The organism is Variovorax xiamenensis, from assembly GCF_050916385.1.
Taxonomy (GTDB): Bacteria; Pseudomonadota; Gammaproteobacteria; order Burkholderiales; family Burkholderiaceae_C; genus Variovorax.
In genome coordinates this window covers 1797955-1817220 of sequence record NZ_CP139038.1, presented here as the reverse complement: position 1 = coordinate 1817220, position 19266 = coordinate 1797955, and the positions used below count along the sequence as shown (strand labels likewise).

At 67.7% G+C, this 19266-nt stretch carries 17 protein-coding genes; 14 read left to right on the top strand and 3 right to left on the bottom strand.

Annotation, left to right across the window (positions count from 1 at the left end):
• Nucleotides 1-37 precede the first annotated feature (37 nt).
• The gene (gene purN, locus SFB74_RS07850) at nt 38-634 is read right to left on the bottom strand and encodes a phosphoribosylglycinamide formyltransferase (protein WP_432730215.1); all 597 of its coding nucleotides are present in this window, start codon (nt 632-634) and stop codon (nt 38-40) included.
• Between the two features lie 162 nt (nt 635-796).
• On the opposite strand from purN, the gene SFB74_RS07845 reads away from it, so the two are divergent.
• The 4 genes from SFB74_RS07845 to SFB74_RS07830 all read left to right on the top strand — a co-directional run bounded on the left by SFB74_RS07845 (nt 797) and on the right by SFB74_RS07830 (nt 5370).
• Complete coding sequence (locus tag SFB74_RS07845; RefSeq protein WP_432730213.1) at nt 797-1978, top strand: acyl-CoA dehydrogenase family protein; 1182 nt, start codon at nt 797-799, stop codon at nt 1976-1978.
• Nucleotides 1979-1991: 13 nt separating this feature from the next.
• Nucleotides 1992-3107, top strand: coding sequence for an acyl-CoA dehydrogenase family protein (locus SFB74_RS07840; protein ID WP_432730212.1), 1116 nt, complete (start codon nt 1992-1994; stop codon nt 3105-3107).
• A 96-nt stretch (nt 3108-3203) separates the two neighbouring features.
• On the top strand, nt 3204-4562 hold the full coding sequence (locus SFB74_RS07835; protein WP_432730211.1) for an alpha/beta fold hydrolase: 1359 nt from the start codon (nt 3204-3206) through the stop codon (nt 4560-4562).
• 19 nt (nt 4563-4581) lie between these two features.
• Nucleotides 4582-5370 (top strand): enoyl-CoA hydratase, encoded by a 789-nt coding sequence (locus SFB74_RS07830; RefSeq protein WP_432730210.1) that lies wholly within the window; start codon nt 4582-4584, stop codon nt 5368-5370.
• Between the two features lie 16 nt (nt 5371-5386).
• Here the strand turns inward: SFB74_RS07830 and SFB74_RS07825 are convergent, their stop codons facing one another.
• Nucleotides 5387-5947, bottom strand: coding sequence for an HNH endonuclease (locus SFB74_RS07825; RefSeq protein ID WP_126023119.1), 561 nt, complete (start codon nt 5945-5947; stop codon nt 5387-5389).
• A gap of 166 nt (nt 5948-6113) precedes the next feature.
• Here SFB74_RS07825 and SFB74_RS07820 point away from each other — a divergent pair, with 166 nt between their 5' ends.
• The 10 genes from SFB74_RS07820 (at nt 6114) to SFB74_RS07775 (ending at nt 18206) form a co-directional block, all read left to right on the top strand.
• The gene (locus tag SFB74_RS07820) at nt 6114-7151 is read left to right on the top strand and encodes a bifunctional riboflavin kinase/FAD synthetase (protein ID WP_126470244.1); all 1038 of its coding nucleotides are present in this window, start codon (nt 6114-6116) and stop codon (nt 7149-7151) included.
• A gap of 121 nt (nt 7152-7272) precedes the next feature.
• Complete coding sequence (ileS, locus tag SFB74_RS07815) at nt 7273-10122, top strand: isoleucine--tRNA ligase (RefSeq protein WP_432730209.1); 2850 nt, start codon at nt 7273-7275, stop codon at nt 10120-10122.
• Nucleotides 10122-10637 carry a signal peptidase II gene (gene lspA / locus SFB74_RS07810; protein WP_432730208.1) on the top strand — a complete coding sequence of 172 codons (516 nt, stop codon included), beginning with the start codon at nt 10122-10124 and terminating at the stop codon, nt 10635-10637. Before ileS ends, lspA begins: the two co-directional genes overlap by 1 nt.
• Before the next feature lie 179 nt (nt 10638-10816).
• On the top strand, nt 10817-11848 hold the full coding sequence (locus tag SFB74_RS07805) for a LacI family DNA-binding transcriptional regulator (protein ID WP_432730207.1): 1032 nt from the start codon (nt 10817-10819) through the stop codon (nt 11846-11848).
• A 46-nt stretch (nt 11849-11894) separates the two neighbouring features.
• The gene (locus SFB74_RS07800; RefSeq protein WP_432730206.1) at nt 11895-12905 is read left to right on the top strand and encodes an ABC transporter substrate-binding protein; all 1011 of its coding nucleotides are present in this window, start codon (nt 11895-11897) and stop codon (nt 12903-12905) included.
• 16 nt (nt 12906-12921) lie between these two features.
• Nucleotides 12922-13761: an ABC transporter permease gene (locus SFB74_RS07795; protein WP_432730204.1), complete on the top strand. Its 840-nt coding sequence runs from the start codon at nt 12922-12924 to the stop codon at nt 13759-13761.
• 10 nt (nt 13762-13771) lie between these two features.
• Nucleotides 13772-14572, top strand: coding sequence for an ABC transporter permease (locus SFB74_RS07790; protein ID WP_432730202.1), 801 nt, complete (start codon nt 13772-13774; stop codon nt 14570-14572).
• Nucleotides 14562-15623, top strand: coding sequence for an ABC transporter ATP-binding protein (locus tag SFB74_RS07785; RefSeq protein WP_432730201.1), 1062 nt, complete (start codon nt 14562-14564; stop codon nt 15621-15623). Before SFB74_RS07790 ends, SFB74_RS07785 begins: the two co-directional genes overlap by 11 nt.
• Nucleotides 15620-16471: a phosphodiesterase gene (locus SFB74_RS07780; protein ID WP_432730200.1), complete on the top strand. Its 852-nt coding sequence runs from the start codon at nt 15620-15622 to the stop codon at nt 16469-16471. The genes SFB74_RS07785 and SFB74_RS07780 overlap by 4 nt, the downstream gene beginning before the upstream one ends.
• A 73-nt stretch (nt 16472-16544) precedes the next feature.
• Complete coding sequence (locus tag SFB74_RS07775) at nt 16545-18206, top strand: Na/Pi cotransporter family protein (protein ID WP_432730199.1); 1662 nt, start codon at nt 16545-16547, stop codon at nt 18204-18206.
• Between the two features lie 24 nt (nt 18207-18230).
• On the opposite strand, the gene SFB74_RS07770 is transcribed toward SFB74_RS07775, so the two are convergent.
• Nucleotides 18231-19238, bottom strand: coding sequence for a bile acid:sodium symporter family protein (locus SFB74_RS07770; protein ID WP_432730198.1), 1008 nt, complete (start codon nt 19236-19238; stop codon nt 18231-18233).
• Nucleotides 19239-19266 lie beyond the last annotated feature (28 nt).

The window sequence follows — 19266 nt, the reverse complement described above, 5'->3', positions numbered from 1 at the left end:
TTTCTGGACTCCCGAAAACCCGCGAATATAAACAACTTTACTCATTGTGACGCGATGTATCCGACAGCCAGAGCGCGATGGCACGCGGATACAACAGATGCTCCTGCGCGAGCACCCGGCCGGCCAGACTGGCGGCCGTGTCGTCCGGCAGCACCGGCACCACGGCCTGCGCCAGGATCGGCCCGTGGTCGAGTTCGGTGGTCACCTGATGCACCGTCACGCCGGCCACCTTGCAACCCGCCTCGATGGCGCGCTGGTGCGTGTTCAGCCCCGGAAACGCCGGCAGCAGCGAGGGATGGATGTTCACGAGCCGGCCGGCGTAGCGGTTGACGAAGCCGGGCGTCAGGATCCGCATGAATCCCGCCAGCACCACCAGCGCCGGCGTGTAGCCGTCGACCACCCTCGCCAGCGCCTCGTCGAAAGCCTCGCGGGTGGCGAAGTCCTTGTGCGGGACTACCGCGGTGTCGATGCCCTGGGCCTTGGCAATTGCCAGCCCGCCGGCCTCCGCCTTGTTGCTCACGACGGCGGCGATGCGCGCGCCGAAGCGCTCGGCCCAGCGGTCGCGCCCGGCGGCGCGCACGATGGCCTCCATGTTGGAGCCGCCGCCGGAGATCAGGATCACGATGTTCTTCATGGGAGGCGGGATTATCCGTGCCCGGCATCCTGCGCCCGCCGCGGCTGCGGCAGCCGCGCTTGTCGCCGCGCGGACACCGGATCACAGCACGACCGTGCTAAAACTCACGGTTCCGGAGACACACCGCGTCTGCGGTGAACCGATCAACACAGCGAGGCACGCATGGATTTGAGCTTCACACCCGAAGAACAGAAGTTCCGCGAAGAGGTTCGCGCCTGGGTCAAGGACAACCTCCCCGAGGAGATTTCGCACAAGGTACACAACGCGCTCGAACTGACGCGCGACGATCTGCAAGGCTGGGCCAAGATCCTCGGCAAGAAGGGCTGGCTCGGCTACGGCTGGCCGAAGGAATTCGGCGGCCCGGGCTGGACCGCCGTGCAACGCCACCTCTTCGAGGAAGAAACCGCACTGGCCGGCGCGCCGCGCATCGTGCCTTTCGGCCCCGTGATGGTCGCGCCAGTGATCATGGCCTTCGGCAACGCCGAACAGCAGAAGCGCTTCCTGCCCGGCATCGCCAGCGGCGAAGTCTGGTGGAGCCAGGGCTACAGCGAACCGGGCTCGGGTTCCGACCTCGCCTCGGTCAAGACCAAGGCCGAACGCAAGGGCGACAAATACATCGTCAACGGCCAGAAGACCTGGACCACCCTCGGCCAGTACGGCGACTGGATGTTCAACCTCGTGCGCACCAGCAACGAAGGCAAGCCCCAGACCGGCATCAGCTTCCTGCTGCTCGACATGAAGTCGCCCGGCGTCACCGTGCGCCCGATCAAGCTGCTCGACGGCGGCCATGAAGTGAACGAGGTGTTCTTCGACAACGTCGAAGTACCCGCCGAGAACCTGATCGGCGAGGAGAACAAGGGCTGGACCTACGCCAAGCACCTGCTCTCGCACGAGCGCACCAACATCGCCGACGTGAACCGCGCCAAGCGCGAACTCGAGCGCCTGAAGCGCATCGCCAAGGCCGAAGGCGTCTACGAAGACCAGCGCTTCCGCGACGAGATCGCCAAGCTCGAGGTCGACATCGTCGCCCTCGAGATGATGGTGCTGCGCGTGCTCTCGGCCGCCACCTCTGGCAAGAACTCGCTGGACGTGGCTGGCCTGCTCAAGATCCGCGGCAGCGAGATCCAGCAGCGCTACAGCGAACTGATGATGCTGGCCGGCGGCGCCTACTCGCTGCCGCTGATCCGCGAGGCGATGGAAGCCGGCTGGCAGGGCAACTTCCCTGGCGGCAACCCGGCGCTCGCGCCGCTGGCGTCGACCTTCTTCAACATGCGCAAGACCACCATCTACGGTGGCTCGAACGAAGTGCAACGCAACATCGTCGCGCAGACGGTTCTGGGCTGAGGAGACAAAAAGCATGGACTTCAATTTCACCGACGACCAGGAACAGCTGCGCGACGCCGTGCGCAAGTGGGTCGACAAGGGCTACGACTTCGAGCGCCGTCGCGGCATCGAGGCCAAGAGCGGCTTCTCGCGCGAGGCCTGGGACGAACTGGCCGAGCTCGGCCTGGGCGGCCTCTACATCAGCGAAGACGACGGCGGCCTGGGCATGGGCCCGGTGGCCGGCATGGTCGTCATGGAAGAACTGGGCCGCGGCATCGTGCTGGAGCCCTTCGCGCAGACGTTGATCGCCGGAGCCGTGCTCAGCGGCTACGCCGGTGCCGACACCAAGGAAAGCTGGCTGCCGCGCATCGCCGGCGGCCAGGCCATCGTGGTGCTGGCCTACCAGGAGCGCAAGGCGCGTTACCGCCTCGACGTGTGCGAGGCCCACGCCGCCAAGGCGGGCAGTGGCTGGTCGCTGACCGGCGCCAAGAGCTTGGTGCCGGTGGGCAACGAAGCCGATGCCTTCCTGGTGCCGGCCAAGGTCGACGGCAAGATCGCCCTCTTCCTGGTCGAGCGCAGCGTCAGCGGCGTGGAAGCGCGCGGCTACGGCACGCAGGACGGCTCCCGCGCCGCCGAGGTCGTGTTCGACAAGGCCGACGCCACGCTGGTGACGCTCGACGGCCTCGCAGCCCTTGAATACGCAGTGGACGTCGGCATCGCCGCCACCTGCGCCGAAGGCGTGGGCGTGCTGGACAAGACCGTGGACCTCACCGTCGAATACCTGAACCAGCGCAAGCAGTTCGGCGTCGTCATCTCCAGCTTCCAGGCGCTGCGCCACCGCGTCGCCGACATGAAGATGCAGCTCGAGCTCGCCCGCTCGATGAGCTACTACGCGACGCTCAAGCTCAACGCCCCGGCCGACGAACGCCGCCAGGCGCTGGCCCGCGCCAAGTACCAGCTCGGCGTGTCGATGCGCTACATCGCCGCGAACTCGGTGCAGCTGCACGGCGGCATCGGCGTGACCGACGAATACATCGGCAGCCACTACTTCCGCAAGCTCACGCAGATGGAAATGACCTTCGGCGACACGCTGCACCACCTGGGCGAAGTGTCGGCCCGCATGCAGGACACGGCCGGCGTCTTCGCCTGATCGCCGTTTTCACCTGGCATCCAACGCCCGCCCGCCTTTGCGCCGGCGGGCGTTTTTTTCGCTCGGCCCCTCACTCCAGGACCCCAGGAACGAAACATGCAGACCCGCCGCACCCTCCTCGTCGCCATGGCCGCTACAGGAACCACCGCCATGCTGACCGCCTGCGCCACCTCCCCTTCGCCTTCGTACACCGAACGCCCGCCCATCGTGTTCATGCACGGCAACGGCGACTCGGCCGCGCTCTGGCAGACGACGATCTGGCGCTTCGAGTCGAACGGCTGGCCGCGCGAGCGGCTGTTCGCGGTCGACCAGCCCAACCCGGTCGCGCGCGACGACGACGCGGTGGCCCAGCCCGGGCGCAGCTCGACCGGCGACTCGGCGGTTTTCCTCAAGGCCGAGGTCGAGAAGGTGCTGAAGGCCACCGGCGCGAGCAAGGTGGTGCTGATCGGCAATTCGCGCGGCGGCAACACCATCCGCAACTACGTGCAGAACGGCGGCGGCGCGGCGGTCGTGAGCCACGTTGTGCTGGGCGGCAACCCGGCGCACGGCATCTGGGCGGTGAAGGGTTTCCGCGAGAACAATGAGTTCTCGGGGCTCTCGGGCTTCATGCAGCAGCTCAATGCGCCGAAGGGGCCGAATGGCGAGGAAGTCACGCCCGGCGTGAAATGGCTGACCCTGCGCTCCGACAACAACGACAAGTACGCACAGCCCGACGGCGTGTGGATCGGCGCTCCCGGCAAGCCGACCAACATCGGCTTCGACGGACCGGCACTGAAGGGCGCGACCAACATCGTGCTGCCGCGCGTCGATCATCGCGAGACCTCGTTCTCGCCCGCGGCTTTCGCGGCGACATGGCAGTTCCTCACCGGCCAGGCGCCGCGCAGCACCGAGGTTGCACCGGAGGCGAACGTCGTGCTCAACGGCCGCGCGATCGGCGCCGAAAACCTTCCGCTGAATGGCGCCACGGTGACCGTCTACGCGGTCAACCCCGCCACCGGCGCGCGGCTCGGCGAAGCGGTCTTCACGAAGTCCGTCGGTGCCGACGGCCGCTGGGGTCCCTTCAAGGCGCGCGGCGACGCGGCCTACGAATTCGTGCTGGCCACGCCCAGCTACGGCACCACCCACATCTACCGCAGCCCTTTCCCGCGCAGCAGCACCGTGGTGAACCTGCGGCCCGAGCGGGTGACGCCGGCCGACGGCAGCGCCAACGCGGTCGTCGTCTTCACTCGGCCCCGCGGCTACTTCGACGCCCAGCGCGACACCATGCGCTTCGACGGCCAGACCCCGCCGGCGGGCGTTCCGCCCAAGGGCTCGGGCGTGTCGAGCTCGCGGCTGCGCCTGGCGACGGCCGAGCAGCCGCGCGCGGTGACGGGCGAATTCAACGGCGAGCGCATCACCGGCCTGACCTGGCCGGCGGTGAAGGAGCACGTCACGGTGCTCGAGCTGACCTATTGAAGCAAAGGCGGGCCAGGCCATGACCGACACGGATTCCCCCTTCGTCCTGCAGTCGCGCGACGCGCGCGGCGTGGTCACGCTGACCTTGAACCGGCCGGCCGCTTTCAACGCGCTCTCCGAAGGCATGCTCGGCGCGCTCGAGCAGGCGCTGGGCGAAGTCGCCGCCGACAGCACCGCGCGCGCAGTGGTCATCGCCGGGGCGGGCAAGGCCTTCTGCGCCGGCCACGACCTGAAGGAAATGCGCGCCGCGCCCTCGCTCGACTACTACGAGCAGCTGTTCGAGCGTTGCGGCGCGATGATGCTGTCGATCCAGAAGCTGCCGGTTCCGGTGATCGCGCGGGTGCACGGCATCGCGACGGCGGCCGGCTGCCAACTGGTCGCGGTCTGCGACCTGGCGGTGGCCTCCAGCGACGCACGCTTCGCGGTCAGCGGGGTGAACGTGGGCCTCTTCTGTGCCACCCCGAGCGTCACGCTCTCGCGCAACCTCGGGCGCAAGGAAGCCTTCGAAATGCTGGTGACGGGTGAATTCATCAGCGCGCAGGAGGCGCGCGAGAAGGGGCTGGTCAACCGCGTGGCGCAGCCGGAAGAGCTGGATGCGGTGGTCGAATCGCTGGTCGCCAGCATCGTCGCCAAGCCCCGCACGGCGCTCGCGCTGGGCAAGGCCTTGTTCTACCGCCAACTCGAAACCGGCATCGAGGCCGCGCTGGCCGACGCCAGCCAGACCATGGCCTGCAACATGATGGACGAGAGCGCGCTGGAAGGCGTGCAGGCCTTCATCGAGAAGCGCCCGCCGGCCTGGAAGCGCTGACGGGGAAGGCAGCCAGCTAGCTGTCGTGCAGCCGCGAGCTCTGCGGCAGGTGCGCCATCAGGAACTCCATCTGGTCCGCCAGGATGCGCCTGTTTCGCAGGATGAAGTCTTCCCAGAGGCTGGGCACGTAGGGCGCGTACAGCAGGGGCATGCCGGCCTGCTCGGGGGTGCGGCTGCTCTTGCGGTGGTTGCACGGCCTGCAGGCCGTGACAACGTTCATCCAGGTGTCGATGCCCTTCTGGGCGAAGGGAATGATGTGCTCGCGGGTGAGTTCGTCTTCGTGGAAATGGCCGCCGCAATAGGCGCAGACGTTGCGGTCGCGCGCGAAGAGCTTGCTGTTGGTGAGACCGGGGCGCAGCGCGAAGGGGTTGATGCGGGGCACGCCCTTGGTGCCGATGATGCTGTTGATCGCGATCTGCGACTGCTCGCCGGTGATCGCGTTGTGGCCGCCACGGAACACCGCCACCTGCGCGCCCACTTCCCAGCGGACTTCGTCCGCCGCGTAGTGGATCACCGCCTGTTCCAGCGAAATCCATGACTGGGGCAGCCCTTGGGCCGACAGCTTCAAGACCTTCACACACGCCTCCTCGAAAAGGGAGAGAACACGGAAAGACCAGGGACACGGAGCGCGTTGGAGACCCACGCCGATCAACGCACTGCGTCACAATATACCGGCTTTGTGACAAATCGGCCTGATTCGCCCAATTGACGGGCGCAAGGCGCTATCAAAAAGATACTCACCGATGCAGGTTTTTCGTGGCTTCCGGCACCCTGGCGTAGCCCCCGCCTGCGCCCTCACCATTGGCAATTTCGACGGCGTGCACCGTGGCCACCAGGCCATGCTCGCCCTGCTGCAGACCGAGGCCCGCCAGCGCGGGTTGCCGAGCTGCGTGCTGACCTTCGAGCCCCATCCGCGCGACTACTTCGCCGCCGTCACCAAGAAGCCCGACCTGGCGCCGGCGCGCATCGGCACGCTGCGCGACAAGCTCAGCGAACTGGCCGCCTGCGGCGTGGCGCAGACCATCGTGCTGCCCTTCGACGCCCGGCTGGCCTCGCAGTCGCCGGAGGAATTCATCCAGAACGTGCTGATCGACGGCCTGGGCGCCCGCTACGTGTTGGTGGGCGACGACTTCCGCTTCGGCGCGAAGCGGGCCGGCGACTACGCCATGCTCGACGCGGCCGGCGACGCCCACGGCTTCGACGTGGCGCGCATGAACAGCTACGAGGTGCACGGCCTGCGGGTTTCGAGCTCCGCCGTGCGCGAGGCGCTGGCCGAAGGCCGCATGGCCGACGCCCACACGCTGCTGGGCCGGCCTTACACAATTTCGGGCCACGTGGTCCACGGCCGCAAGCTGGGTCGGGCGCTGGGCGCCTCGGCGCCGGGCAAGGACGACGGTTTCCGCACCCTCAACCTGCGCTTCAAGCACTGGAAACCGGCCGCCAGCGGCATCTTCGCGGTGCTGGTGCACGGCTTGTCGGAGCAGCCGCTGCCGGGGGTGGCCAACCTCGGCGTGCGCCCCTCGCTGGACGCCAACGACGTCAATGCCGGGCGGGTGCTGCTCGAAACCCATTGCCTGGAGTGGCCCTCCCATCTGGGCGCCGAAGGGGCCTACGGTAAAATCGTCCGCGTGGAACTCCTGCACAAACTGCACGACGAATTGCGCTACACCAGCCTCGAAGCCCTCACCGCGGGCATCGCGAAGGATGGCCGCGACGCTCGCGCGTTCTTCGCATCGACCCACGCCGAAACCCACCGCCAGACCACGCGGGACCGAATTTAGCCCTGCACGCACTGTGCTGCCGCCCTTCGACAAGCTCAGGGCGAACGGCTTCACCTTCCGCACCGACACGCTTCATGCAGTTCGGGCTGAGCCTGTCCAAGCCCCCTGTTTCGCATCCAACATGTCTGACGCTGCTTCTCCCAAAGATTACCGTTCCACGCTGAACCTGCCCGACACCCCCTTCCCGATGCGCGGCGACCTGCCCAAGCGCGAGCCGGGCTGGGTGAAGGAATGGAACGACGAAGGCCGCTACCACCGCCTGCGCGACGCCCGCCACGGCGCGCCCAAGTTCATCCTGCACGACGGCCCCCCGTACGCCAACGGCCAGATCCACATGGGCCACGCGGTGAACAAGATCCTGAAGGACATGATCACCAAGGCGCGCCAGCTCGAGGGCTACGACGCGCTGTACGTGCCCGGCTGGGACTGCCACGGCCTGCCGATCGAGAACGCCATCGAAAAGCAGTACGGCCGCAACCTGAGCCGTGACGAGATGCAGGCCAAGAGCCGCGCCTTCGCCACCGGGCAGATCGCCCAGCAGATGGCCGACTTCCAGCGCCTGGGCGTGCTCGGCGAATGGGACCATCCCTACAAGACGATGGACTTCGCCAACGAGGCCGGCGAGCTGCGCGCGTTCAAGCGCGTGATCGAGCGCGGCTTCGTCTACCGTGGCCTCAAGCCCGTGTACTGGTGCTTCGACTGCGGCTCCTCGCTGGCCGAGTTCGAGATCGAGTACGCCGACAAGAAGAGCCAGACCATCGACGTCGCCTTTAAGGCGCACGATCGCGAGAAGGTGCTCAAGGCCTTCGGCACCGACCACACGATCCTCGGCGACATCTTCGCCGTGATCTGGACCACCACCGCCTGGACCATCCCCGCCAACCAGGCGATCAACCTCAACCCCGATCTCGAATACTCGCTGGTCGACACCGAGCGCGGCCTGCTGATCGTGGCCAACTCGCTGGTCGAGATGTGCATGACGCGCTATGCGCTCGACGGCAAGGTGCTGGCCACGGTCAAGGGCGAGAAGCTCGGCGGCCTCGAGTTCGAGCATCCGCTGTACGACGTGGATGCCGGCTACAGGCGCCTGTCGCCGATCTACCTCGCCGACTACGCCACCGCCACCGACGGCACGGGCCTGGTGCACTCCTCGCCTGCCTACGGCCTGGACGACTTCAACTCCTGCATCGCCCACGGCGTGGCGTACGACGACATCCTGAACCCCGTGCAGGGCAACGGCAGCTACGCGCCCGACTTCCCGCTCTTCGGCGGTCAGAACATCTGGAAGGCCGTGCCGGAAATCATCGCCGCGCTGCGCGACGCCAACCGCCTGCTGACCACCGAAACCATCACGCACAGCTATCCGCACTGCTGGCGCCACAAGACGCCGGTGATCTACCGTGCCGCGGCGCAGTGGTTCGTGCGCATGGACGAGGGCGAAGGCGTGTTCACCAAGGACAAGGCGCCGAAGACGCTGCGCCAGACCGCGCTCGACGCCATCGACCAGACCAGCTTCTACCCCGAGAACGGCCGCGCGCGCCTGCACGACATGATCGCCGGGCGTCCCGACTGGTGCATCAGCCGCCAGCGCAGCTGGGGCGTGCCGATCCCGTTCTTCCTGCACAAGGATTCGGGCGAGCTGCATCCGCGCACCATGGAAATCCTCGACCAGGCCGCCGACATCGTCGAGAAGGGCGGCATCGAGGCCTGGAGCCGCGTGACGGCCGAGGAAATCCTCGGCGCCGAGGACGCGCCGCACTACACGAAGAGCACCGACATCCTCGAGGTGTGGTTCGACTCGGGCTCGACCTTCTCCCACGTGCTGCGCGGCACGCACCCCACGGTGCACCACGACACGGGGCCGGAGGCCGACCTGTACCTCGAGGGCCACGACCAGCATCGCGGCTGGTTCCACTCGTCGCTGCTGATCGCCTGCATGCTGGAAGACCGCGCGCCCTACCGCGGCCTGCTGACGCACGGCTTCACGGTCGATGCCAAGGGCATCAAGATGAGCAAGTCGCTCAAGAACGGCATCGACCCGCAGGAAATCAGCAACAAGCTGGGCTCCGAAATCATCCGCCTGTGGGTGGCCGCGAGCGACTACTCGGGCGACATCGCGGGCGACGACAAGATTCTGGCCCGCGTGGTCGACGCCTACCGCCGCATCCGCAACACGCTGCGCTTCCTGCTGGCGAACACCAGCGACTTCGACATCGAGAAGGACGGCGTGCCGCTCGACCAGCTGTTCGAGATCGACCGCTACGCGCTGTCGCGCGCCGCGCAGTTCCAGGCCGAGATCCTCGCGCACTACAAGGTGTACGAGTTCCACCCGGTGGTGGCCAAGCTGCAGATCTACTGCTCGGAAGACCTGGGCGGCTTCTACCTCGACATCCTGAAGGACCGCCTGTACACGACGGCCCCGGGTTCGCTCGCGCGCCGCAGCGCGCAGACGGCGCTGTGGCACATCTCGCAGGCGATGCTGCGCTGGATGGCGCCGTTCCTGAGCTTCACCGCCGAGGAAGCCTGGAAGATCGTGGGCACCGGCAAGCCGGGCGACTCGATCTTCACGCAGACCTACAGCAAGTTCGACGCGCCCGACGAAGCCCTGCTGGCCAAGTGGAACCGCATCCGCGAGATCCGCGACGTGGTCAACAAAGACATCGAGGCCGTGCGCGCCGAGGGCAAGGTCGGTTCCTCGCTGCAGGCCGACCTGCAGCTGACGGCGCCGGGCGACGACTTCGCGTTGCTGGGCTCGCTGGGCGACGACCTGAAGTTCGTCTTCATCACCTCGGCCATCGAACTGGCCGCGGGCGAGGCGCTCTCGACGGTAGTGACGCCGAGCACGGCACAGAAGTGCGAGCGCTGCTGGCACTACCGCGACGACGTGGGCCATGACGCGGCCCACCCGACGCTGTGCGGACGCTGCACCAGCAACCTGTTCGGCAGCGGCGAAGCACGGAGCGTTGCCTGATGGCCGCCGCCCGCTCCATCTCGTCGGCCTCGCGCTCGCGCGGCGGCAGCATCTGGCCGTGGCTGGGACTGGCGGTGATCATCGTGATCATCGACCAGTTCACCAAGACGCTGATCCTGGGCTACTACAAGCTCGGCGACGCGACCTACGTCACGAGCTTCTTCAACGTCGTGCGCGCCCACAACACGGGCGCCGCCTTCTCGTTCCTCGCGGACCACTCGGGCTGGCAGCGCTGGCTGTTCACCGCCATCGGCGTGGGCGCGGCGGTGTTCATCGTGTGGATGCTGAAGTCGCACGCGGGGCAGAAGCTCTTCTCGTTCTCCATGGCCTGCATCCTGGGCGGCGCCGTCGGCAACGTGGTCGACCGGATGATGCACGGCTATGTGGTGGACTTCCTGAGCTTCCACGCGGGCAACTGGTACTTCCCGGCCTTCAACGCGGCGGACAGCGCCATCACTCTCGGGGCGATCTGCCTGATCGTCGACGAGATCCGGCGGGTTCGCCGGGGCAAGTAAGGCCCCTCGCAATCCAGCAACCCAGAAATCCAGCAATCCAGAAAAAGGGGCCCGTCGGGCCCCTTTTCTTTTGGCCCTCGCTCCCCGCCGGAGCCGAGGGTTTTTCCCGCTTTCTCCCGATGTCATAACAAAGTCATACTGCCGCGGTTCAATGTAATCGATTACATGAACAGCACACGATGAGCATCCAAGCCGTTGCAGCCAAAGCCGGGGTCTCGGTGGCCACCGTCTCGCGCGCCTTCAACTTCCCGGACAAGGTGACGCCTGCCACGCGCGAGCTGGTGGAGCGCGTGGCGCGGGAGCTCAACTACGTGCCCAACGCCAGTGCCCGCACCCTGCGCACCCAGCGCAGCCGCGTGCTCGGCGTGGTGCTGCCCACGCTGCTGAACCCGACCTTCGCCGAGTGCCTGCAAGGCATCGCCCGCGCGGCCATCGCGGGGGGCTACGCGATCATCCCGGTCACCACCGGCTACCGGCTCGACGAGGAAGAGCGCGCCGTCCACCTGCTGCTGGCGGGCAACGTCGACGGCCTGATCCTCGTGGTGTCGAACCCCTCGACCTCGGCCGCCCTGCCCCGCCTGCAGGCGGCCGGCGTGCCCTACGTGCTGGCCTACAACCGGCATCCCGAACATCCCTGCGTATCGGTCGACAGCGAAGGCGCGGTGGCCGACGCGGTGGCGCGGCTCGTGCTGCTGGGCCACCGCCGCATCGCGATGGTCAGCGGCACGCTCGCAGCGTCCGACCGCGCGCAGCAGCGCTACCGCGGCTACCGCAAGGGCATGGCAGAGGCCGGCCTGTCGGCGCCCGCGCTCGTCGAGGTGCCTTTCGTCGAAACGGCCGTCGATGCACTGGCCCGCCAGCTGCAGGCGCGCAACCGGCCCACGGCGCTGATCTGCTCCAACGACCTGCTGGCCATCCGCAGCGTCCGCGCCGCGCACCTGAGCGGGCTCTCGGTGCCCGAAGACCTGAGCGTGGTCGGCTTCGACGGCATCGCGCTCGGCGAAGACCTCACGCCCGCGCTCACCACCATCGCCCAGCCCAACAGCGACATCGGCCGCCACAGCGTCGAACTGCTGATCCAGGCCATGGCCAGCGGCGCCACGCTGCAGGCCGACGCGAGCCTGCTGCTCCCGCATTCCTTCCGAGACGGCGAGTCGTGCGCCTCGGCGCACAAAGAAGACGACAACAACGCCGCGATTTCCCGCACCTGAGTTTTTCCTGTTCTTTGCCTACTTCCATCCAAGGAGCTTCCTCATCATGTCTCTCCGCTTCCACCGCCTGGCCCGCCTCGGGCTGATCGCCGCCACGCTCGTCGCCGGCAGCGCCATGGCCCAGACCGCCATCTGCTACAACTGCCCGACCGAATGGGCCGACTGGGGCACGCAGCTCAAGGCCATCAAGGCCAAGACCGGCGTCACCGTGCCGCCCGACAACAAGAACTCGGGCCAGTCTCTCGCGCAGATGGCGGCCGAGAAGGCCAGCCCCGTGGCCGACGTCACCTATCTCGGCGTGACCTTCGCGGTGCAGGCCGCCAAGGACGGCCTGGTCGAGCCCTACAAGCCCGCCGCGTGGAAAGACATTCCCGATGGCCTGAAGGACCCTGCCGGCAACTGGTTCACCATCCACTCGGGCACGCTCGGCTTCATGGTCAACGTCGACGCGCTCAAGGGCAAGCCGGTTCCGAAGTCGTGGGCCGACCTGCTCAAGCCCGAGTACAAGGGCCTGATCGGCTACCTCGACCCCGCCTCGGCCTTCGTCGGCTACGTCGGCGCGGTCGCCGTGAACGAAGCACGCGGCGGCACGCTCGACAACTTCAAGCCGGCCATCGACTACTTCAAAGCGCTGCAGAAGAACGAGCCGATCGTGCCGAAGCAGACCTCGTACGCGCGCGTGCTCTCGGGCGAAATCGCGATCCTGCTCGACTACGACTTCAATGCCTACCGCGCCAAGTACAAGGACAAGGCCAACGTCGCCTTCGTCATCCCGAGCGAAGGCACGCTCGCGGTGCCCTACGTGATGAGCCTGGTCGCCAAGGCCCCGCACGCGGCCGACGCGAAGAAGGTGCTCGACTTCACGCTGTCCGACGAGGGCCAGGCGATCTGGGCCAAGGCCTACCTGCGCCCGGTGCGCGCGAGCGCCATGCCCAAGGAGATCGAGGCGCAGTTCCTGCCCGCCAGCGAATACGCCCGCGCCAAGAGCGTGGACTATGGCCGCATGGCCGCCGCTCAGAAGGCCTTTTCCGACGAGTACCTGAAGGAAGTCCGCTGAGCGGACGCCGCGCGCGATGACGCAAGCCAATTCATCCAACGCCGCCAGCGCCTGGAATCCGCGCTGGCGCCTGCTGGCCTGCGTCGCGCCCGCGGCCGCCTTCTTCGCGGCCTTCTGGCTGCTGCCGGTGGTGCGACTGCTCGCGCTGCCGGCGGACAAGGGCTGGGCCACCTACTTCGCCGTGCTGACGGATTCGCGCTACCTGACGAGCATGGCCAACACCGTCGCGCTCTCGGTGGCGGTGACGCTGGCCACGCTGGTGCTGGGCGCGGCGGTGGGCATCTACCTCGCGCGCCACTCCTTCATGGGCAAGCGCATGCTGCTGTCGCTGCTCACGCTGCCGCTGTCCTTTCCGGGCGTGATCATCGGCTTCTTCGTGATCCTGCTCGGCGGTCGGCAAGGCGTTGTGGCCAGCATCGGCGACAGCCTGTTCGGCGAGCGCATCACCTTCGCCTACGGCCTGCTCGGGCTGTTCCTGGCGTACCTGTATTTCTCGCTGCCGCGCGCCATCGCCACCTACGCCGCCGCAGCCGAGTCGATGAACACGCAGCTCGAGGAAGCCGCGCGTTCGCTCGGAGCTTCGCGGCTGCGCGTGGCGCGCGATGTGTGGCTACCCGAGCTGGCCCCCACCACGCTGGCCTGCGGCGCCATCCTGTTCGCCACTTCGATGGGCGCCTTCGGCACCGCCTTCACGCTGGCCAGCAAGTTCGAGGTGATCCCGATCACCATCTACAACGAGTTCACCAACTACGCCAACTTCGCGTTGGCCGCTTCGCTGTCGATCGCGCTGGGCGTCGTGACCTGGCTGGTGCTGTTCGTCGCGCGCCGCTTCGGCGCGAGCCCCGTCGCGCGCTGAGGCACACACCATGCGAAAGAACACACAGGCCAAGGCCCCCTTCCTGCTCGCCGTCACGGTGATCGTGAGCCTCTTCATGATCGCGCCGATGCTGCTGTCGGTGATGGCGGGCCTCGTCAACAACTACAGCACCGGCCTGAAGAGCGGCCTCACGCTGCGCTGGCTCGGCGAGGTGTGGGAGAACTACGGCGGCACCGTGGGCTGGTCGCTCGCGCTGGCCGTGGCCTGCGTCGCCGGCACCGTGCTGTTGGGCGTGCCCTGCGCCTATGCGCTGGCGCGCAGCCACTCGCGCGCGGCGCGCATCTTCGAGGAGCTGCTGACGCTGCCGGTCGCGGTGCCGGGCCTCGCCACGGCGCTCGCGCTGATCCTCGCCTATGGCCAGCTCACGGCCTTCCGCCAGAGCTTCGCCTTCATCCTCGTGGGGCACATCGTCTTCACGCTGCCCTTCATGGTGCGCACCGTGAGTTCGGCCTTCCAGCGCGACGAACTGCTCGCGCTCGAGGAGGCCGCCCGCTCGCTGGGCGCCAACTTCCGCCAGCGCTTCATGGGCATCCTGGTGCCCGCGGTGTTCCCGGCCATCGTGGCGGGCAGCCTGATGGTGTTCACGCTCTCGGTGGGCGAGTTCAACCTCACCTGGATGCTGCACACGCCGCTCACGCGCACGCTGCCCGTGGGCCTGGCCGACAGCTATGCCTCGATGCGCATCGAGATCGGCTCTGCCTACACGCTGGTCTTCTTCGCCGTCATCCTTCCGGTGCTGTGGGGCCTGCAGTACCTTGCCAACCTGATTCAGAAGCGCCATGGAACTTGAACGCATCCCCGTCGATATCTCGAACTGCGCGAAGACTTATGCCGACGGCACGCGCGGCCTGCAGCCCACCAGCCTGCGCGTGGAGGCCGGCGAGGTGCTGGCGCTGCTGGGCCCCTCGGGCTGCGGCAAGACCACGCTGCTGCGGCTGATCGCCGGGCTGGAATCGCCCGACGCGGGCAGCCGCATCGTGTTCGGCGACCAGGACGTCACGCAGCGCCCGGTGGAACAGCGCGGCGTGGGCATGGTGTTCCAGAGCTACGCGCTCTTTCCGCAGATGACGGTGGCGGCCAACATCGGCTACGGCCTGCGCATCCGCGGCGTGTCGCCCGAGGAAGAAAAACGCAGCGTCGGCGAGCTGGTCGACCTGGTGCGCCTGGGCGGCCTGGAGAACAAGCGTCCCTCGGAGCTCTCCGGCGGCCAGCGCCAGCGCGTGGCCCTGGCGCGCGCCGTGGCGGTGCGCCCGCGCGTGCTGCTGCTCGACGAGCCGCTGGCCGCGCTCGACGCCAAGCTCAAGGAATCGCTGCGCGACGAGCTGGCCGAACTGCTGCGCCGGCTGCACATCACGGCCATCCACGTCACGCACGACCAGCAGGAGGCACTGGCCATCGCCGACCGGCTCGCCGTGATGCGCGCCGGCCGCATCGTCCAGGTGGGCCACGGTGAAGACCTTTACCGCGCGCCTTCGCATCCCTTCGTGGCCGAGTTCCTGGGCCGGGTCAACCGGCTGGAGCGCGGGCAGGAGGCCATCGCGCAGGGCGTTGTCCGACTCGGAGGAACGACCATGCCCTGCCCGCAGGCCTGGCAGGGCCATGCGACCCTGCTGGTGCGGCCCGAAGACATCGAGGTCGGCACGCCCCAACTGGATTGGGGCGCCGCCGTTGTCGAGCGCCGCACCTTCCTCGGCGACCGCGTGCAGCTTCACCTGCGCGCCCAGGACCAGCCCATGCTGGTGGCCGACGTGGGGCGCGACAATCCTTTCGGACCGGGCGACACGGTGGGGCTTCGCATCCAGCCGGAGCGCCTGATGACGTCGCAGGAAACCAGCGCATGACGACAACGCAAACCCACAACACCATCCTGGTCCAGCTCACCGACCTGCACATCCGCGAGCCGGGCCGGCTGGCCTATGGCCGTATCGACACGGCTCCGTACCTGGAGCGCGCGGTGCAGTCGGTGCTCGCCCTGCGCCAACAGCCCGACGCGGTGGTCGTCACCGGCGACCTGACCGACTTCGGCCGCGCCGCCGAATACGAGCACCTCGCCCGCCTGCTGGCCCCGCTGACCATGCCGGTCTACCTGATGCCCGGCAACCACGACGACCGCGACCAGCTGCGCCGCAGCTTCCCCGGCCACGCCTACCTGGGCACGAACGCCGACGGCTTCGTCCAGTATTCGGTGCGCATCGGCGCCCTGCGGCTGCTCACGCTCGATACCTGCGTGCCGCACGCCAGCCACGGCGCGCTGTGCGAGAAACGCCTGGCCTGGCTCGAGGCACAGCTCGACGCCTGCCGCGACGAGCCCGTCGTCATCGCCATGCACCACCCGCCCTTCGAGACGCTGATCGGCCACATGGACGAGATCGGCCTGCTGGAAGGCGCCGACGCGCTGGAGGCGCTGGTCTCACGGTACCCGAACGTCGAGCGCATCATCTGCGGACACCTGCACCGCGCCATCGACGTGCGCTTCGGCGGCACCATCGCCTCGACCTCGCCGGCGCAGGCCCATCAGGTCTGCCTCGACCTCTCACCCGATGCCGACTCGGCCTGGACGCTGGAGCCGCCCTCGTTCCGGGTGCACGCTTGGTCCGCGCGCGGGCGCAGGCTCGTCACCCATCTGGCTGCATCGGGCAGCTTCGAGGGGCCCTACCCATTCCATGACAACGGAGCGCTGATCGACTAGCCCTGAGCGCTCACTTGTGGAAAATGGGGTCGAAACGAACCAAAACGAAAAGAAAGGATAGAACCCGACCTCCATGAAGCATCTCCTGAATCTGCTGGCGGCGGTGGCCCTTCTGGTGTGGGGCACGCACCTTGTCCGCACCGGCGTGCTGCGCGTGTTCGGCGCCAACCTGCGCAAGATCCTCGTGCAGAGCATGCGCAACCGGTTCACGGCCGCCCTCTCGGGCATCGGCGTGACGGCGCTGGTGCAATCGAGCACCGCCACCTCGCTCATGACCTCGTCCTTCGTCGGGCAGGGCCTGGTCACGCTGCCGGCGGCGCTGGCGGTGATGCGGGGCGCCGACATCGGCACGGCGCTGATCTCTGTGCTGTTCTCGGCGGACCTCTCCTGGCTCTCGCCGATGTTCATCTTCGTGGGGGTGGTGCTCTTCATCACGCGCTCGGCCACCGTGGCAGGGCGCGTCGGCCGGGTGCTGATCGGGCTCGGCCTCATGCTGCTGGCGCTGCAGCTGGTGGTGGAGGCGACCGAGCCCCTGTTCTCCTCGCCGGCCATCCGCGCGCTGCTGGCGTCGATCAACAGCGACGTGCTGCTGGAGATCACCATCGGCTCGGTGCTGGCCATCGTGGCCTATTCGAGCCTGGCGGTGGTACTGCTGGTGGCGGCCATGGCCACCTCGAACGTGGTGCCGCTGGACGTGGCGCTCGGCCTCGTGCTCGGCGCCAACCTCGGCAGCGGCCTGCTGGCGGTGCTGACCACGGCCAAGTCGGCGGTGGCGGTGCGGCAGGTGACGATCGGCAACCTGCTCTTCAAGGCGCTGGGCGTGGCCATCGTGGCGCCCTTCGTCGGCCTGTGGATCCGCTACGTTCAGCCCGAGCTGCCGAACCAGACGCACGGCGTGGTGCTGTTCCACCTGGCATTCAACGTGGTGATCAGCGTGGGCTTCATCGGCCTCACCCAGCTGGTCGCAAGGCTGGTGACGCACATGCTGCCAGAGCCGCAGCAGCCGGCCGGCACCACCCGGCCGCATCACCTGGACCCCTCGGCGCTGTCGACGCCCTCGCTTGCCATCTCGAACGCCGCGCGCGAGGCGCTGCACCAGGCCGACATCGTGGAAACCATGCTGATCGGCACGCTGGACGTGATCCGCAACAACGACCTGCGGCTGGCGCAGGAGCTGCGGCAGCTCGACGACACGGTGGACGAGCTCTACTCGGCCATCAAGTACTACATGACGCGCATCTCGCGCGAGGCGCTGGGCGAGGAGGAAAGCCGCCGCTGGACCGACATCATCAGCTTCACGATCAACATGGAGCAGATCGGCGACATCATCGAGCGCGTGATCATCGACGTGGAAGACAAGAAGATCAAACCGCAGCGCAACTTCTCCGAGGCCGGCATGGCCGAGATCGTCGAGCTGCACGGGCGGCTGGTGGCCAACCTGCGGCTGAGCATGAGCGTGTTCCTCAACGGCAACGTGCGCGACGCGCAGAAGCTGCTGGAGGAAAAGGCGCGCTTTCGCGACCTGGAGCGGGCCTACGCGACCACCCACCTCGACCGGCTGTCGGACCGCACCACGCTGAGCATCGAAACCAGCTCGCTGCACATCGACCTGATCAGCGACCTGAAGCGCATCAACTCGCACATCTGCTCGATCGCGTATCCGATCCTGGAGTCGGCCGGGGCGCTGGCGCCCAGCCGGCTGAGGGAATCGCGGCTGGGGAAGATCGAGGGCTGAGCGCCCTCCGAAACGGTCCGCCGGCTACTTGGCCTGCTCGGCCGTCTTCAGCACCGAGGCTTCACGCCCGCGCCGCGCATAGCGCTGGGCCAGCACAGCGCAGACCATGAGCTGCATCTGGTGGAACAGCATCAGCGGCAGCACGATCGCACCGACCGCATGCGATGCAAAAAGCACCTTGGCCATCGGGATGCCGCTGGCCAGGCTCTTCTTGGAGCCGCAGAAGACGATGGTGATCTCGTCCTCGGTATCGAAGCCCAGCTTGCGCGCCAACAGGGTCGTGAGGCTCAGCGCCAGCCCCAGCACCACCGCGCACACAACCAGCAGGCCGACCAGCGCATGCGCGGGCACCTGCTTCCACAGTCCCTCGATCACGGCCGCGCTGAAGGCGGTGTAGACCACCAGCAGGATCGAGCCCTGGTCCACGAACTTCAGCACCGCCGCGCGGCGCTGGATCCACTTGCCGACCAGCGGCCGCAGCAGGTGGCCCGCCGCGAAGGGCACCATCAGCTGCAGCAGGATGCGGCCGATGGAGTCCAGCGACGAAGAAGCCGCATGGCCGCCGCTGGGCAGCACCACCAGGTTGACCAGCACCGGCGTGATGAACACGCCCAGCAGGGTGGAGGCCGAGGCGCTGCAGATGGCCGCCGGCATGTTGCCCCGGGCCATCGCGGTGAAGGCGATGGCCGACTGCACCGTGGCCGGCAGCACGCACAGGTACAGCACGCCGGTGTAGAGCTCGGGCGTCACCAGCGGCAGCAGGAAGGGCTTGAGCACCAGCCCGAGCACCGGGAACAGCACGAAGGTGCTGCCGAACACCAGCAGGTGCAGCCGCCAGTGCATGAGCCCGTTCACGATCGCCTCGCGCGAGAGCTTGGCCCCGTGCAGGAAGAACAGCAGCCCGATGGCGACCGTGGTCAGCCCCTCGAAGAAATGCGCGAGCTGCCCGCTGGCCGGCAGCAGGCTGGCGAGGGTCACGACCGAGAGAAGCGCGAGGGTGAAGTTGTCGGGAAGAAAACGGGGGCGGGACATTTGCAACAAGGGACGAACGCCACGCGCG